Origin of the sequence: Acinetobacter sp. YH12120, assembly GCF_013418795.1 — a bacterium.
Classification (GTDB): Bacteria; Pseudomonadota; Gammaproteobacteria; order Pseudomonadales; family Moraxellaceae; genus Acinetobacter; species Acinetobacter towneri.
On the sequence record NZ_VPBI01000011.1, the window covers coordinates 41,516 to 57,528 of the forward strand.

At 42.3% G+C, this 16,013-nt stretch carries 14 protein-coding genes and 1 pseudogene; 11 read left to right on the forward strand and 4 right to left on the reverse strand.

Features of this window, described 5'->3' with window-relative positions:
* Window positions 1-56 precede the first annotated feature (56 nt).
* Window positions 57-1,703, reverse strand: a complete 1,647-nt coding sequence (locus FTU58_RS08810; protein WP_180062339.1) for an acyl-CoA synthetase — start codon at window positions 1,701-1,703, stop codon at window positions 57-59.
* 202 nt (window positions 1,704-1,905) lie between these two features.
* Window positions 1,906-2,934, reverse strand: a complete 1,029-nt coding sequence (locus FTU58_RS08815) for an AraC family transcriptional regulator (protein ID WP_004975134.1) — start codon at window positions 2,932-2,934, stop codon at window positions 1,906-1,908.
* 121 nt (window positions 2,935-3,055) lie between these two features.
* On the opposite strand from FTU58_RS08815, the pseudogene FTU58_RS08820 reads away from it, so the two are divergent.
* The 8 genes and pseudogenes from FTU58_RS08820 (at window position 3,056) to FTU58_RS08855 (ending at window position 11,763) form a co-directional block, all read left to right on the forward strand.
* Window positions 3,056-4,773 (forward strand): annotated as a pseudogene (locus FTU58_RS08820) (neutral/alkaline non-lysosomal ceramidase N-terminal domain-containing protein).
* A 191-nt stretch (window positions 4,774-4,964) separates the two neighbouring features.
* Window positions 4,965-6,248 carry a D-arabinono-1,4-lactone oxidase gene (locus FTU58_RS08825; protein ID WP_167846245.1) on the forward strand — a complete coding sequence of 428 codons (1,284 nt, stop codon included), beginning with the start codon at window positions 4,965-4,967 and terminating at the stop codon, window positions 6,246-6,248.
* A 58-nt stretch (window positions 6,249-6,306) separates the two neighbouring features.
* Entirely contained in the window at window positions 6,307-7,476 is a 1,170-nt protein-coding gene (locus tag FTU58_RS08830; RefSeq protein WP_154320381.1) for an alanine racemase, read from the forward strand.
* A gap of 188 nt (window positions 7,477-7,664) precedes the next feature.
* On the forward strand, window positions 7,665-9,587 hold the full coding sequence (thrS, locus tag FTU58_RS08835) for a threonine--tRNA ligase (RefSeq protein ID WP_004975142.1): 1,923 nt from the start codon (window positions 7,665-7,667) through the stop codon (window positions 9,585-9,587).
* Between the two features lie 5 nt (window positions 9,588-9,592).
* Window positions 9,593-10,141, forward strand: coding sequence for a translation initiation factor IF-3 (gene infC / locus FTU58_RS08840; protein ID WP_096902435.1), 549 nt, complete (start codon window positions 9,593-9,595; stop codon window positions 10,139-10,141).
* A 211-nt stretch (window positions 10,142-10,352) separates the two neighbouring features.
* On the forward strand, window positions 10,353-10,970 hold the full coding sequence (locus tag FTU58_RS08845) for a glutathione S-transferase N-terminal domain-containing protein (RefSeq protein WP_004975146.1): 618 nt from the start codon (window positions 10,353-10,355) through the stop codon (window positions 10,968-10,970).
* A gap of 72 nt (window positions 10,971-11,042) precedes the next feature.
* Window positions 11,043-11,327, forward strand: a complete 285-nt coding sequence (locus tag FTU58_RS08850; protein WP_167846244.1) for a hypothetical protein — start codon at window positions 11,043-11,045, stop codon at window positions 11,325-11,327.
* A gap of 7 nt (window positions 11,328-11,334) precedes the next feature.
* Complete coding sequence (locus FTU58_RS08855) at window positions 11,335-11,763, forward strand: YqaA family protein (protein ID WP_167846243.1); 429 nt, start codon at window positions 11,335-11,337, stop codon at window positions 11,761-11,763.
* Window positions 11,764-11,795: 32 nt separating this feature from the next.
* Here FTU58_RS08855 and FTU58_RS08860 read toward each other — a convergent pair whose 3' ends face one another.
* A complete protein-coding gene (locus FTU58_RS08860) occupies window positions 11,796-12,554 on the reverse strand; it encodes an energy transducer TonB (RefSeq protein WP_373686812.1) in 759 nt (252 codons plus the stop codon).
* A gap of 340 nt (window positions 12,555-12,894) precedes the next feature.
* Here FTU58_RS08860 and rpmI point away from each other — a divergent pair, with 340 nt between their 5' ends.
* Window positions 12,895-13,089, forward strand: a complete 195-nt coding sequence (rpmI, locus tag FTU58_RS08865) for a 50S ribosomal protein L35 (RefSeq protein ID WP_004975152.1) — start codon at window positions 12,895-12,897, stop codon at window positions 13,087-13,089.
* 11 nt (window positions 13,090-13,100) lie between these two features.
* A complete protein-coding gene (gene rplT / locus FTU58_RS08870) occupies window positions 13,101-13,460 on the forward strand; it encodes a 50S ribosomal protein L20 (RefSeq protein WP_004975153.1) in 360 nt (119 codons plus the stop codon).
* Window positions 13,461-13,752: 292 nt separating this feature from the next.
* Here rplT and FTU58_RS08875 read toward each other — a convergent pair whose 3' ends face one another.
* Window positions 13,753-14,781 (reverse strand): hypothetical protein, encoded by a 1,029-nt coding sequence (locus FTU58_RS08875; RefSeq protein WP_180062341.1) that lies wholly within the window; start codon window positions 14,779-14,781, stop codon window positions 13,753-13,755.
* Window positions 14,782-14,940: 159 nt separating this feature from the next.
* Here FTU58_RS08875 and pheS point away from each other — a divergent pair, with 159 nt between their 5' ends.
* Window positions 14,941-15,921 carry a phenylalanine--tRNA ligase subunit alpha gene (pheS, locus tag FTU58_RS08880; protein WP_004975156.1) on the forward strand — a complete coding sequence of 327 codons (981 nt, stop codon included), beginning with the start codon at window positions 14,941-14,943 and terminating at the stop codon, window positions 15,919-15,921.
* Window positions 15,922-16,013: the final 92 nt, after the last annotated feature.

Below are 16,013 nucleotides of genomic sequence, written 5' to 3' on the forward strand. Positions count from 1 at the left end.
AACGACTCATAACGAGTCGTTTTTTATTGTCTTTTATGTGTAAGGATTTTCAAATTTTAGCCGAACTCACCGACTGAACGCTCTTTGGCCCATTCACGCAGTACAAATTTTTGTAATTTACCTGTCGATGTTTTTGGAATTTCAGTAATCACCACATCCTTTGGTACTTTAAAACGCGCCAAATGTTGACTGCAATAGGCAATAATTTCTTCAGGGCTGACCTGCTTGCCTTCTTTCAGTTCAATAAAGGCACACGGGACTTCCTGCCAACGTGGATCTGGTTTTGCCACCACTGCGGCTGTCAAAACTGCAGGATGTTGATACAGCACCTCCTCCACTTCGAGTGACGAAATATTTTCACCCCCTGAAATAATCACATCTTTAGAACGGTCAGTAATTTTGGCGTAGCCATCGGGTTGGCAGACGGCTAAATCACCTGTATGAAACCAACCGCCTGCAAATGCTTCTGCGGTAGCTTTTGGGTTTTTCAAATAGCCTTTCATCACGATATTGCCACGGAACATAATTTCGCCCATGGTTTTGCCGTCTTTTGGTACAGGTTGCATGGTTTCTGGGTCTAAAACTTTCATGCCATCTTGCAGCGGATAAGGCACGCCTTGACGCGAATGTAATTGTGCTTGTTCTTGAATGGATAGGTCGCTCCAGCCTGCTTGAGAAGCACACAGCGCAGATGGGCCATAGGTTTCAGTTAAGCCATAAACGTGAGTTACGTTAATGCCAATATTGCGCATACCTTCAATAATTGCTGCTGGCGGTGCAGCACCCGCAACCATCACTTCAACACGGTGATCAAACTGGGTCTTTTTCTCCTCAGGGGTGTTGATGAGCATCGACAAGACAATTGGCGCACCGCAGAAATAATCGACTTTGTGCTCTGCAATTAATTTAAAAATCAGTTCAGGGTCGACTTTACGTAAGCAGATATTGGTGCCACCGTTGGCTGCCATCGTCCATGCAAAGCACCAGCCATTACAGTGGAATAGGGGCAGTGTCCATAGGTAGGTTGCACGTGGGGTCATCCCGCAGGCAATAATATTACTGGCTGCATTAATGTAGGCACCGCGATGATGATAGACCACGCCTTTCGGGTTGCCTGTCGTGCCAGACGTATAGTTCAGGCTAATTGCATCCCATTCATCTTGTGGCAAATGCCATTCAAAATTTGGGTCACCTTCAGCCAGCCAAGTTTCGTATTCAATCTGTCCGATGCTAAGGGCATTGGCAGCATGCTCATATTCTGCATCGTTGACATCAATCACGTAAATTTCATGATTGACCATCGCTAAGGCTTCTTGTGCCAAAGCCGCAAATTCAGGGTCAACCAAAAGCACTTTGGATTCTGCATGATCGAGCATAAACGCCAGTGTTTTGGCATCTAAACGAGTGTTTAGTGTGTTCAGCACTGCACCCGCCATTGGCACAGCAAAGTGTGCTTCTAGCATGGCAGGAACATTCGGAAGCAGCACCGAAACAGTGTCATTTTTGCTGATGCCTAAATTTTGAAGTTGATGTGCAAATTGGCAGCAGCGCAAATAAGTTTCGCGCCAGGTAATTTGACGTGAACCGTGAATAATCGCGTTTTGGTGCGGGTAAATATAAGCTGCCCGTTCTAAGTAACGTAACGGGGACAAGGCGACAAAGTTCGCAGGGGTACGCGGTAATTCATCGTATGCGCTGACCATTGTTATTCTCCATAATATGTGTCGTTATTTTATCCAACTTAAAAAGATAGGGATTTTATGACAGCTTTGCAGTTATGCTTTAGTCGAAAATCTGTTGTTTTTGTTTTGAATCGCTTGTAAGTAAATTTAAAAAATAGTTTAAGTAAAATTTAGCAGCTATTTTTTATTCAATAAAAATAGTAGCTTATTGGAAAATATTAACTTATTCTGTCATTTGGCTTTTATAGAGTGATGGGCTGAGACCTGTCCAACGCTTAAATGCACGTCGAAATTCGCGTAATTCACTAAAGCCAAGTTGTTGGCTAATTTCAGTCATGCTCAAAGGCTGTTGTAGCAGTTGTTTGGCTTTATTTTCCAAAACATGTTGGCGCAGGTTTTGGAAGTTGCAGCCTTCGGCAAGTAATTGTCTGCGTAAATGTCTTTCGCTCATTTGAAAATGTTGTGCCGCTTGGTGCATATCAAAGTGCTGAGGTAAATGCTGTTCGATTAGATAACTCAACACGTGTGCATATTGCTGTTGATTAATCGCCTGCATATCCTGATACGCTTGTTGGCAGACACGCAGGGCGGTGCTGTAATTGGCGGCACTAGAGGTTTTAATTTGGCGTCCTAAAATCTCTGGTCGGAACACCAAAGCATTCATGTATGATGAAAAGTGCAGAGGACATTGATAATGCACCTGATAAGCCTCTAAATAGTCGGGTTGGGCAAAACTAAAATGCACTTCGACCAAATCTTGATGATTGCCAAGCATGACGTCTAAGCAGCTAACAATACTGGAGAGGACTTCATCGCAAAAAAAGCGCAGTAAGTTCCCCGTGGGATAACGCTCTTTCATCACCAGTGTAGGAGAGGTCGAGGAAAAATCGTACTCCAAATCCATCACACTGCCTGAAATGGGATGGTACTGCAGTCCTGTCTGTAAGGCTTCTACAACATTTTGACTGGACACCATGGCAAAACCGAGCATGCCCATGGAAATCAGCCCCTTGTCACGTCCAATTTCTAAGCCTAAATGTGCACATTGAGTGTCTTGCAGGGCGCGTGTCACCACTTTGCAAATATCTTGAAATGAAACAAAACCATTGCCTTGGACGATTTGATCAAGATCTTGAGAAATTCCCTGAAACCATGGTTGATAGGGGATCTGTTGTTCTTTGGCGTAATGAATCAGACCTGACAATAAGGCAGGCGGCACGTGCTGCAGCAAGTAGTTTGAAGTTGCTGACATAAGTCCGATTATCCCCCCATGCCATTGTCGCTTTAACCCTTATTTGCCGTGATGCAATTTTGTTTAATGGCGTTGATCAGCGTCATGACTGATTGTATAGATGAAAAGGAATACGATTGCAATGTATTTGGTGGGTTGGGATAAACAGGAAATTCATATTCAGCCAAAAGGGCTTGCCATGTTTGGTTATGGCAACTGGAAACATCGTGCCTATGAACAACGAACAGCTTTATTTGCCCGCAGTATTTGTATTCAAATCTTAGACAATGACTTATTAATTTTTTGCTGTCTGGATATGGGGTGTGTGACCTATGCCATGCGTCATTTAGCGATACAGCGTTTACAGCGTAAACTGGGGGAGCGTTTTCAGCCGCAGCGTTTGGTATTGATGGCAACGCATACTCATTCTGCACCTGGCGGTTGTGCACATGAAGCGTTGTACAATATGCCCACACCTGGTTTTGTGCCTGAACATTTAAATGCAGTGGTCGATGCGATTGTGAGCAGTGTGCTCAAAGCTTTGGCGACCCAGAAAAAACCGATATTTATATGAGCAATGGTCGTTTTGCAGAAGAAACGCCAGTGGCATGGAATCGCTCTTTAACAGCGTATAACCGTAATCCTGATGTATCTCGTAGAACGCTGGAACAGGCACATTTGGCCTTAGATCGTGATATGCAATTGCTTGGTTTTTATCGCGAAGGTAATTTACAGGCAGTTTTTTCTTTATTTGGGGTGCATGCTACCTGTTTAAGCAGTCGTTTAAGCGCTCATGATGGTGATAACAAAGGTTATGCCGCACTTTGTACCGAGCGTGCACTGCAACAACGTGGGGTCAAAAATCCTGTGGCAATTTTTGCCCAAGCCGCAGCGGGTGATGTTTCTCCACATTATCATGGCCCTGAGCAGTCACAGGTACGTGCTGCAATGCGCGATGAAAAAGAATACGAATATACACAGCAAAATGGTCGCTATCAAAGTGAATTGGCACTGAAAGCTTTGGCACATAGAGGTACGCCGTTAATGGGAGCTTTAGATGCTGTGTGCCATTATGTCGATTTAAGCAATATTGAAATTCCAATTGAATTTGCGATGGGGCAAACAGATGCAAAAACCAGTGCAGCCTGTCATGGTGCAGCATTTTTTGCAGGAACACCTGTAGATGGTGCAGGTGTGGCACAACCGATTTTTAAAGGTATGCAATGGTTAGCGCAGCGAGTGAAAAAGAAAAAGTTGAGTAATCCTCAAGCCGCAGATTATACCTATTATCAACAGCTATATGCCTCACAAGGCCCCAAAGATATTGTGCTGGAATGTGGTTCTAAAACCATTTTTGGCAAGCCACTGAATCATTATCCTAAATTTTTAGACAAACTGATTGCAGAAATGAACAAGCAGGCCAGTGTAGGCGCAATTGATCATAGCTTGTTGGTACCGAATGTAGTGCCATTACAATTAATTAAAATTGGCGACTTAACCTTGCTGTGCTGTCCTGGGGAAATTACTACTGTTGCAGCTAAGCGGCTCAAAGTAACCGTACAACAAGAATTGGAATCGACTCAAAAAGTATGGTTGGCTTCATATTGCAATGATTATATGGGCTATGTGACCACCTTCGAGGAATATCAACAACAAGCCTATGAAGGTGGTCACACTTTATATGGACAGTGGACTTTGGCAGCGTTGCAAACTAAATTTCAATATTTCGCAGAGCAATTGAATTTGCCTATTCCACAACGCGATACAGCATCGTTATTACCGCCCGCTGTACCTTTGGATGAATTAGAAAAAAGAACATATCGTGACAGTTTGAAAGCTAATGCGCTAAATGAATTGTAGTTTTTTTATACATTGTTCCATGTGAAACATATTCTAAATCATGTACTAGTCAGGAGGTTAATCTAAATCAATATGGATAGAGAGGTCATTTATCTCATCCATGTGTCTCTATTTTTTTAATGCGGTACTTTAAAAAGTAACGCAAAACAAACTGCAATAAAAATAAATGCCACGCAGAAAAAGGAAGGATTATGAAACAGCGTTGGAGTAACTGGTCTGGAAAGCAAACAGCCTATCCAGACTTTTTACAGCCGAAAAATGTAGATGAACTGAAAAAAATTGTGCGAAAGCACGACAAAATTAGAATGGTCGGAGCAGGGCATTCCTTTAGCCCCTTAGCCACAACCGATGATGTGATGGTGAATTTAGATCATATTCAGGGGGTGCATCAATTTAATGCACAAAAGCAGCAATGCACCTTACATGCAGGGACTCGGCTGTACAAACTGGGTGAATGTCTAGCTCCGATTCATCAGGCGCTGCAAAATCAGGGCGATATTGATCATCAGAGTTTGGCAGGTGTGGTTGCAACAGGAACACATGGCACAGGTGTGGATTTACCTTGTCTATCGGCTTTGGTGACTGATTTTGAACTGCTCACAGCAGAGGGTGAGGTGTTGCAATGTTCACCTGAACACAATGCTGAAATTTTTCAGGCAGGTCGGGTCGCGCTGGGCAGTTTTGGGGTGATGACCAAAATCACTTTACAAAACCGTTCGCGCTATAAACTCAAAGAGCAGCTACGTTTATGTGCCTTGAGTGATATTTATCAATATATAGACCGTTGGAAGCATCAACATCGCCATATTGAGTTTTGGGCATTTTTACACAGTGATCAGGTGATTTTAAAAACCTTAGATGAGAGCCGAGGATTGACGGATCCTCGTCCGCAATATTGGTTATCAGAAGACCGTTTATTAAATTTTTGTTCGGAAATAACCCGTGTTTTTCCACAGTTAAATCCGTATTTACAATCTTTGTTGGGCGTGTTTATCAAACCGAGTACTCATGTCGATTGGTCGAGTCAAATTTTCCCAACGCCACGCAATACCAAATTTAACGAAATGGAATACCAATTGCCTGCCGAGCAAGGTTTGGCGTGTTTAGAAGAATTATTGGCGGTTTTGAAACAACAGCGTGTCGCCATGTTTTTCCCAATCGAGTTTCGCTATGTCAAAGGCGATGATATTTGGCTGAGTCCTTTTTATGGACGGGATTCGGTGTCTATTTCAATCCACCAATTTTATAAACAAGATTGCCAACATATTTTTAAATGGGTCGAACCGATTTTACAAAAATATCAGGGACGTCCACATTGGGGCAAATTGCACAGTATGCAAGCGGATCAATTACGTGAGTTATATCCAAAATGGGATGATTTTATGCAACTTCGTGAGCAGCTTGATCCACAGCAAAAATGGATTAATCCATATTTAAGACAAATTTTCACGATTCCAAGTTTGAGTGCAGCGTGATGTTCAATAAACAACTCAAGCAATCGCAAAATAAGAGCATTCAATTAGGGAGCGTGACATGCAAAGTGATTATTTTCAGCAACTCACCCACAGTTTGCAGCAACAGGGTACAGGAACACCGCAACTGATTGTGGATATGGCACGTTTTCAGCATAACTTGGATTATGTTGCAGCCCATTTGCCTGCACGGTTGCAACCACGACTGGTGGTGAAATCGCTAGCGTGTTTGGAGATATTGCAACACGCAAGCCAAAGTCTGAATACGCAGCGTTTTATGTTGTTTCATCTGCCACATTTGTATGAAGTGATGCAGCACTTTCCACAAGCAGATGTACTGTTTGGCAAGCCAATGCCAATACGTGCGGTAGATGCTTTTTATCAGCAGGTGATGGCGTCTGCTGAGAATATCCAATTGCATTTACAATGGTTGGTTGATCAACCTGCACGTTTACAACAGTATTTACATTTGGCACAACAACGCCAGCTTTGTTTGAATATTAATCTTGAAATTGATATCGGTTTGCATCGTGGTGGGGCGCAAGATCATGCTGGATTTATGCAAATGCTGGAATTGATTCAGCAGCATCCACAACATTTAAAACTGTCAGGTTTGATGGGGTACGATGCGCATGTGGTGAAATTACCAAATGTATTTCATGCACAAGCCAAAGCCTATCAACACTCACAGCAGCAATATAGAAATTATAAACAACTGATTCAGCATCATTTTCCAAAGTTGTGGCAGGATGACTTGTGTTTTAACGGTGGTGGTAGCCTGACATTTATGCAGCATTGTCAGCACAGTGAATGTAATGATCTGGCTTTTGGTTCGATGTTGCTTAAACCCAGTGATTTTGATTTAAAAATCTTGTCAGATTTGCAATCGGCTTTGTGGATTGCAACACCTGTTTTAAAGGTATTGGCTGCGGTACAAGTGCCAGGCTTAGATCGTTTGCAGTCCTATTTGCCACAATCCAATCAAGCCATTTTTGTTTATGGTGGCTATTGGATGGCAGATTATGTTTATCCTGAGAGCAGTCATCCACATGCTTTATACGGACGCAGTAGCAATCAAGAGTTGATTCAAGTACCCAAACAGCATCGCATCCAAATAGATGATTATGTATTTTTACGCCCGCAACAGAGTGAGGCGGTGTTGCCACAGTTTGAAGCGGTGTATGCCTATCAACATGGACAATTCACGCCGTGGGCAACCTTTAGGGAATAAAAACAGCTGAAATGCCGATTCTTTGGCTTTTTTAGTACACAAAGGTTTAAACCTGTACGCAAGCCGTGTAAAATTTAAGGCGCTTTTTATTTATACACCGTTTTTATCTTTTGAGGGTCTCCCTTAATCATAATCTCGCGGTGATATGCTCCATGGTACGGGGCATCACTCCTTAAGGATTTTTATCTATGCCTATTATCACTTTGCCAAATGGCGATCAAAAACAGTTTGATCAAGCCGTATCTGTGATGGAAGTTGCTCAAAGCATCGGTCCGGGTCTTGCCAAAAATACAGTTGCTGGACGTGTGAATGATCGTTTGGTCGATGCCTGCGATTTAATTACCGAAGACGCAACCCTACAAATTATTACGCCTAAAGATGAAGAAGGCGTAGAGATTATCCGTCACTCATGTGCGCACTTGGTGGGGCATGCGGTAAAACAGCTTTTTCCTGAAGCGAAAATGGTGATTGGCCCTGTCATTGAAGAAGGTTTCTACTATGACATCTGGATGCCTCGTCCATTTACGTTAGATGATTTGGCAGCAATCGAAGAGCGTATGAAAAAGCTCATCGACCAAGATTATGATGTTGTGAAAAAAATGACCCCGCGTGATGAAGTAATTGCAGAATTCACAGCGCGTGGCGAAGAATATAAATTACGTTTGATTGCAGACATGCCAAACGAAACCCAAATGGGCTTGTACTATCATCAAGACTATTTGGATATGTGTCGTGGTCCACACGTTCCAAACACTAAATTCTTAAAGTCGTTCAAACTCACCAAAATTTCAGGCGCTTATTGGCGCGGTGATGCGAAAAACGAACAGTTACAACGTATTTATGGTACGGCTTGGGCGGACAAAAAACAGCTCGCAGCGTATATCAAACGTATTGAAGAAGCAGAAAAGCGTGACCACCGTAAAATTGGTAAAGCTTTGGACTTGTTCCATATGCAAGAAGAAGCACCAGGCATGGTGTTCTGGCATCCAAATGGCTGGACGATTTACCAAGTACTTGAGCAGTACATGCGTAAAGTACAACAAGACAACGGTTACCTAGAAATTCGTACCCCGCAAGTGGTCGATTTCACGCTATGGGAAAAATCAGGACATGCTGCCAACTACGCAGACAATATGTTCACTACCCATTCTGAAAACCGTAACTATGCAGTAAAACCAATGAACTGCCCATGTCACGTACAAGTCTTTAACCAAGGGTTAAAGTCATATCGTGATTTGCCAATTCGTCTGGCAGAATTTGGTTCATGTCACCGTAACGAGCCATCAGGTTCACTGCACGGCATTATGCGCGTACGTGGCTTTACTCAAGACGATGCCCACATTTTCTGTACCAAAGAACAAATTGGGCCAGAAGTTGCAGACTTCATCAAACTGACTTTAGATGTTTATAAAGATTTCGGTTTTGAAGAGGTGCAAATGAAACTGTCTACACGTCCTGAAAAACGTGTGGGAGATGATGCACTTTGGGATATGGCAGAAAAATCTTTGGCTGATGCCTTGGATGCTGCAGGTCTGGAATGGGAGTTACAACCGGGTGAAGGTGCGTTCTACGGCCCGAAAATTGAATTCTCACTGAAAGACTGCTTAGGTCGTGTGTGGCAATGTGGTACAATTCAGTGTGACTTTAACTTGCCTGAGCGTTTAGAGGCATCTTATGTCACTGAAGACAATGATCGTGATCAGCCTGTAATGTTGCACCGCGCAATTCTTGGCAGCTTTGAACGATTTATTGGTATACTTATTGAGCACTATGCAGGCTTTATGCCACCATGGTTAGCGCCAGTGCAAGCTTGTGTCATGAATATTACCGATTCACAAGCTGCTGCAAGTGAACAGGTCGTCGCAAAACTTAAAGAAAACGGTATTCGTGCTATTTCTGACTTGAGAAATGAGAAAATCGGCTTTAAGATTCGTGAGCGTACATTAGAGCGTATTCCATACTTACTGGTACTTGGGGACCGTGAAGTGGAAGAAGGAACGGTAAACGTCCGTACTCGCTCAGGAACAAATTTGGGTACTATGTCAATTGATGCTTTCATTGACCTAGTGAAAACAGCCGTCGCAGAACGCGGCCGGTATATTGTGGAGTAACAGCGATTAAACAGCCTGACCGTAATCAACAGGGCGGAAAATCTAACCGTCCTGCTTTGAATGATGAAATTCGTGCAAAAGAAGTCCGTCTTGTAGACGAAAATGGTGAGCAAAAAGGTATTGTAAGCTTGGCTGATGCATTACGCGCAGCAGAAAGCGTTGACCTTGACTTGGTGGAAATTGTGGCAAATGCCGAACCACCGGTGTGCAAAATCATGGACTTTAACAAGCATTTGTTTGATCTAAAGCAAAAGCAGAAAGAAGCGAAGAAAAAACAGCATCAAGTACAGGTGAAAGAAATCAAGCTCCGCCCTGCGACTGATGTTGGTGATTACAACGTAAAATTACGTGCAATTATCAAATTCCTTGAAGAAGGGAACAAGGTAAAAATCACTTTACGCTTCCGTGGTCGTGAAATGGCTCACCAACAGTTAGGTTTGGCTCAATTGCAAAAAGTTGAAGCAGATGTAATTGAATATGGTGTAGTTGAACAAGCACCAAAAATGGAAGGTCGTCAAATGGGTATGTTGCTTGGTCCTAAAAAGAAAAAGTAATCCCATCTTGAACAAAAGAAGCACTGCACCTTGGCGGTGCTTTTTTTTGCGTGATGAAAGTGAGCATCTATGTTTCATGTTTATGAGATATGCCATTCGATAAAAAAACTCTACGCAGCGACACGCAACAAACGCTTAAAAACATGCTATAACTAAAACCGCAGTAGAAGAACGCTGGTCAAAAAGCAAAAAAAGTAATGAAGGATAAAACATGATTGATCTTTATTATTGGGGCACCCCCAACGGTCATAAAATTAGTATTGCACTTGAAGAAATGGGTTTGGAATATCAAATTTTCCCCATCAATATTTCAGAAGATGATCAATTTCAGCCAGATTTTTTAAAAATTTCGCCCAATAATAAAATTCCTGCAATTGTCGATCAGAACGGTCCGCGTGGTGAGCCAATCTCTGTGTTTGAGTCGGGTGCAATTTTGCAATATCTAGGGCGCAAAACTGGCATGTTTTATCCTACCGATGAACAGGAGCGTGTTGAAGTAGAGCAGTGGCTCATGTGGCAAATGGGTGGTTTTGGTCCAATGTTAGGACAGAATCATCATTTTAGCCGTTATGCACCAGAGAAAATTCCTTATGCGATTGAACGCTATATCAATGAATCCAAGCGTTTGTATGGCGTGTTAAATAAGCAGTTGATGGGGCAAAAGTACGTGGCGGGCGAATATTCAATTGCTGATATGGCTATTTTGCCGTGGGCGTTACGTCATGACTGGCAAAATATTTCGCTGGAAGATTATCCGTATGTACAAGACTATATTACACGGCTGACTGCGCGCCCTGCAGTGCAGAAAGCACTCGCGATTCAAGTTTAAATCTACTTTTATGCTAAGATGCCAGCCACCTGATACCTCACTTTTTCAGGTGGCTTTTTTATTGGATGAGCTATGCAAGAATTTTTTTTAAACTTTACCAAGATTGTTGAGCAAAATGCCAAAGTGTATTGGAGCATTATTTTGGGCATTGTGTCTTGCTTGATCTTATTTGTGATCGAAGCATTTCATGTGCAGAATATGATTGTGGCTTTAAATAGCACAGATCAACAGGTTTTACGTGCTGCGATTGAGCCTGTTACTCAGCGTTATGCATGGGCACGTGCGGCACTTATTTTGCTTAGTATTGTTTGGGCGAACTGGGAATATCGTAAAACCAAGCAGGCTTTAGGGCTTTAAATCGTCTATGCTTTGGACGCTGTTTGGTTTATTTTTATCTGCATGTGGTGCGGCAACTTTATTGCCTTTACAGTCCGAAGCTGTGTTGTTGGGGCTGTTATATGAAGGCAGCTATGCACCCATTTGGCTGATTAGCATTGCCAGTCTAGGCAATATTTTAGGTTCTTGTGTGAACTGGTATTTGGGACTCAAGATCGAACATTATAAAGATAAAAAGTGGTTTCCTGTTTCGGCTACACAATTAGAAAAAGCACAGCACACCTACGCCAAATATGGGTTTTGGTCTTTACTGCTCAGTTGGGTGCCGATTATTGGTGATCCAATTACGCTGATTGCAGGTTTAATGAAAGAACATTTTGCCCGTTTTGTGTTGATGGTGAGTCTAGCCAAAATCGGGCGTTATCTGTTTATTTATTTTGTTTATACATGGGTTTAAGCCAACCACCGCTTTACTGTCCCCATGTACACTTATGACTGTTCTTGTGTACCACACGTGTTTAAATCAAAATAAATTTCATCTTTTAATTTTGACTTTTTATACAGCCAAAATTGACGCGGTACATCTACTTGAGCAGCTTTCACTGCAGCTAAAACTTGTTGATCAAGCGCGTATTGTCCCGAACCTTGTGTCAATTTCACACGTTTCACTTCGCCATGCTTATTCACTTTGAGTTGAAACTTTAACTTGCGTGAGTGATTTTTTAAATCTTCCGCACTTAGGTTTAATTGTGGTTGATGACGATACTTAAATTGAACTTTTTGCTGATGTCGCTGTGCTAACCATTGTTTAGATTGAAAATTAAACTGGCAATTTTCGTGTTGGTTATCCTGAAATCTTAAATTAAAGCTTTGAAAACCAATGGTCGGTACGGCAGTATCTTCTACATAGGTCGGTTGAATTTCAGCAGTGCGAACCGCTTGTAATAAGGCATCATCTAATTTTTTCAGCCCTGTACTTTCTTGAATAGTGGCTTGACTGATTTTGCCGGTTTCATCTGCATAAATACGCACAATTGCAGCTCGGTTTTGTTGATTTAAATCTTCATTTTTATATTTGGGTTGTGGAAACTTGCGCCATGCTAAGCGTGTGGTGAGATGAGCAGGCAAGGCAGCACTTTTTTGTACTTCGAGTGTGGCTTTTGGTGTCGATTTCTGCTGCGGTGGTTTTGCAAAAAGATGCGTCGCACTGAGTCCAAGCAATAGAGTTATATATAAAGATGTTTTCATCATATTACGGTCTTTTTTATCTCACACAAGACGAGGCGAAGTATTGATGGAATTGTGGATAATCGCAAGGGTAATCCGCAACTTATTGCAAGTTTTTAGGGTGTTGATCTGCACAATTTTTGACAGAGCTTTAGCTTTATTTTGAATTGTAGTGGGTGTTCACAATTCCAGTATTTTTTCCTGAGTTGAATTACGGCAAATGAGTGAGGTAATGATCATTTTTTATTTAGCCAATATGCTTTTGTTTTAAGCAAAGATGCTTTAGAATACTCGCTCCCTTACCTGCAGGTCGTTTTTGCAATGGTGCAGACGTGCCGAACAGGTGTTTAAAGAGGTTGTTATGGCTAAGTTAAAAACTCGCCGTGGTGCAGCTAAACGTTTCAAAGCGACTGCTAACGGTTTCAAGCGTAAACAAGCGTTCAAACGCCACATTTTGACCAAAAAATCTGCTAAACGTATCCGTCAATTGCGCGGCTGTGTAATGGTTCACGTGAGTGACGTTGCTGCTGTTCGTGCTATGTGCCCATACATCTAAGGAGATTATAAATGGCTCGTGTAAAACGTGGTGTACAGGCTCATCGCCGTCATAAAAAAATTCTTGCTCGTGCTAAAGGTTACTATGGTGCTCGTTCACGCGTATATCGCGTAGCGTTCCAAGCGGTAATCAAAGCAGGTCAATACGCTTACCGTGACCGTCGTCAAAAGAAACGTCAATTCCGTGCTTTATGGATTGCGCGTATCAATGCGGGCGCTCGTCAAAATGGTTTATCGTACAGCCGTATGATCGCTGGCTTGAAAAAAGCACAAGTGATTATCGACCGTCGCGTACTTGCTGACATCGCTATGCATGACGCAGTTGCATTTGCTGCTTTAGCTACAAAAGCTAAAGATGCATTAGCTGCATAAGTCTTTATGACTTAAAAGAAAGACCGCATTTGCGGTCTTTTTTTATGCCTGAAATTTAGGGTCTCTGCCAAGTTTCATAACTCAATCTGAGAAATTTTTAGCCACAGCCTGAGCAAAAACAAGCACTGCTTTGTTTGCAGCGGAAGGCGCAGCGAAGGACAAGCATATTTTTTGCTGCTATTGCGTTATGTGCCGGTCATTTAGAATGACTAAATTTCCTGTCCCATGCCTTATATCAGCTAAAAAATATGCGTTGTCGCAAACATAGACGAATTGTCAACAGCCCCTAAGCTTATAAACCAAAATAATAGGCAGCTGCACAAATAACCACAGTCATTAAAATCAGTTTAATCACGGCAGATGTGCCTACTTTATGCGTAGCTGCAGGTGTTGGTATTTGTGGTGAAGCGATGTTTTGTACTTGGCTAGGCGTTGATTCAAAAGGATCAGGTGTTTGCACTGGCGTGAGCTGTGCGGTCTTATAATGGTTTGCCACCTTAGTGATAAATTTGGCGTGTAAATCTTCAAGTTTCTGAGAAAAATGACGTAAATTGAGTTGTTCGCTTGGTTCAAGTTCTGTGCCATCGGCATGATAAGGATGCTGGATTTTATTCTGGATGAATTGATCCAGTGCATCTAAACGATACAGCATCTGATGTGCATAGGCAGCAGGGTAGTCTGCGGGAATTAACGCCAAAGTTGGGTACATGCTTTCAGTTGCGTTTTGAGTAAGATCTACACCGAAATAAGGTTTAGCGCTTTGCTCTGGTTCAACAAACTCTGTAGCACAAGGATTTAAAAATAACTCGGAGCGAATAAAGCGATCAATTTCATCCCAGTTTGGAGAGGCAAAATCTGTATCGAGCTGTCTGGCAAGTTTGTGATTTAATTGATAACGCCACATGACTTCTTGACGTAGCTCGCTCTGTTGGGAAACAGGCGCCATATAATCTTGTTCTGCGGTATACCATTCTGCAAGCTCTTTTCCGAAAATCCAAGCAGATTTGTGCTGTGCCTCGTGACTCACAATAAAGTGTGCAAAAGGCAATAACTCTACATTTGGATTGGGGTTTTTTTCATCATTTAAAATACTTGCCTGATGTAGGCTTAAACGTCGCACACCTTGTTGTTTAAGATGCTCTAACCAGATTTGAAAGTGTTGTGCCAGTAAATGTTGTGACAATAAATCACGAAACTGAATTTGATGCTGGTTAAACACTTGATGCTTGAGCCAATGATTAAAACTTAAATCTTGAGCCAAATATTCATTGCCATAAGTCACAAGGGCAAGTTGCTGTTTCCAAATCTGATCGAGCGCCATAATGTTGAGATCTCGTGGTGATTGGCTTTATCTTATACTTTTTGTATTTCAAGATGCTAATCTAATTTTCATTACATCGAAGCTTCATCAAAGCGACTAAAAACTGTTAGAATACGGGGTTTTTAAATTATTTCTAAATTGTTGCTTTTGAGAGTTACTATGTCACTGGAAGCCCTGACCAATGAAGCGCTCGCTGCAATTGCAGCAGCAGAGGACCTTGCTACACTCGACCAGGTGCGAGTGCAATTTACGGGGAAAAAAAGCCAGCTTGCGGAACAATCCAAAGCACTGGGTAAAATGGACCCTGAACAGCGTAAAGAATTTGGTGCACAAATTCATGCTGTGCGTGAAGCAATCAATGCGGCATTAACTGCGCGTCAAACTGAATTACAACAAGCGGCTTTGGCACAAAAACTGGCGAATGAAACCGTTGATATTACTTTGCCAGGTCGTGGTCAAAGCATCGGCAGTATTCACCCAGTTACGCAGGTACAGGAACGTATTTGCCAATTCTTTACCAAAGCAGGTTTTACCGTGGCAACGGGCCCAGAAGTTGAAGATGACTATCACAACTTTGAAGCGTTGAATATTCCAGGACATCACCCTGCGCGTGCCATGCACGATACTTTCTATTTTGATGTGAATCATTTATTGCGTACCCACACGTCGGGCGTACAAATTCGCACCATGGAAAATCAACAGCCGCCTATTCGTATTGTTTGTCCAGGTCGTGTGTATCGCTGCGACTCAGACCAAACACACTCACCAATGTTCCATCAAATTGAAGGCTTATACGTCGCAGAAAATACCAGTTTTGCAGAACTCAAAGGTTTGTTGATTAACTTATTAAATGAATTCTTTGAAAAAGACTTAAAAGTACGTTTCCGCCCATCTTATTTCCCATTCACAGAGCCAAGTGCTGAAGTGGATATTATGGATGAACGTGGTCGCTGGTTGGAAGTTTTGGGCTGCGGCATGGTGCATCCAAACGTGTTACGCGCTTCAGGCATCGACCCAGAAAAATATAAAGGTTTTGCCTTCGGTTTAGGGGTAGAGCGTTTTGCGATGTTGCGTTATGGCATCAATGACTTGCGTATGTTCTACCAAAATGATGTGCGTTTCTTGCGCCAGTTTGCTTAAAACTTTTTAAACAACCTTTCCTAAAATTAGGAGAGGGAAAAGAGATTATTTTTAAATTTTAAAAATCCCCCTAAATCCCCCTTTGTAAAAGG

Bases quoted from the DNA above. Each gene is read 5' to 3' on its own strand.
- FTU58_RS08810 (WP_180062339.1), bottom strand. From the start codon at position 1,703: ATGGTCAGCGCATACGATGAATTACCGCGTACCCCTGCGAACTTTGTC.
- FTU58_RS08815 (WP_004975134.1), bottom strand. From the start codon at position 2,934: ATGTCAGCAACTTCAAACTACTTGCTGCAGCACGTGCCGCCTGCCTTA.
- FTU58_RS08825 (WP_167846245.1), top strand. From the start codon at position 4,965: ATGAAACAGCGTTGGAGTAACTGGTCTGGAAAGCAAACAGCCTATCCA.
- FTU58_RS08830 (WP_154320381.1), top strand. From the start codon at position 6,307: ATGCAAAGTGATTATTTTCAGCAACTCACCCACAGTTTGCAGCAACAG.
- thrS (WP_004975142.1), top strand. From the start codon at position 7,665: ATGCCTATTATCACTTTGCCAAATGGCGATCAAAAACAGTTTGATCAA.
- FTU58_RS08845 (WP_004975146.1), top strand. From the start codon at position 10,353: ATGATTGATCTTTATTATTGGGGCACCCCCAACGGTCATAAAATTAGT.
- FTU58_RS08850 (WP_167846244.1), top strand. From the start codon at position 11,043: ATGCAAGAATTTTTTTTAAACTTTACCAAGATTGTTGAGCAAAATGCC.
- FTU58_RS08855 (WP_167846243.1), top strand. From the start codon at position 11,335: ATGCTTTGGACGCTGTTTGGTTTATTTTTATCTGCATGTGGTGCGGCA.
- FTU58_RS08860 (WP_373686812.1), bottom strand. From the start codon at position 12,554: ATGAAAACATCTTTATATATAACTCTATTGCTTGGACTCAGTGCGACG.
- rpmI (WP_004975152.1), top strand. From the start codon at position 12,895: ATGGCTAAGTTAAAAACTCGCCGTGGTGCAGCTAAACGTTTCAAAGCG.
- rplT (WP_004975153.1), top strand. From the start codon at position 13,101: ATGGCTCGTGTAAAACGTGGTGTACAGGCTCATCGCCGTCATAAAAAA.
- FTU58_RS08875 (WP_180062341.1), bottom strand. From the start codon at position 14,781: ATGGCGCTCGATCAGATTTGGAAACAGCAACTTGCCCTTGTGACTTAT.
- pheS (WP_004975156.1), top strand. From the start codon at position 14,941: ATGTCACTGGAAGCCCTGACCAATGAAGCGCTCGCTGCAATTGCAGCA.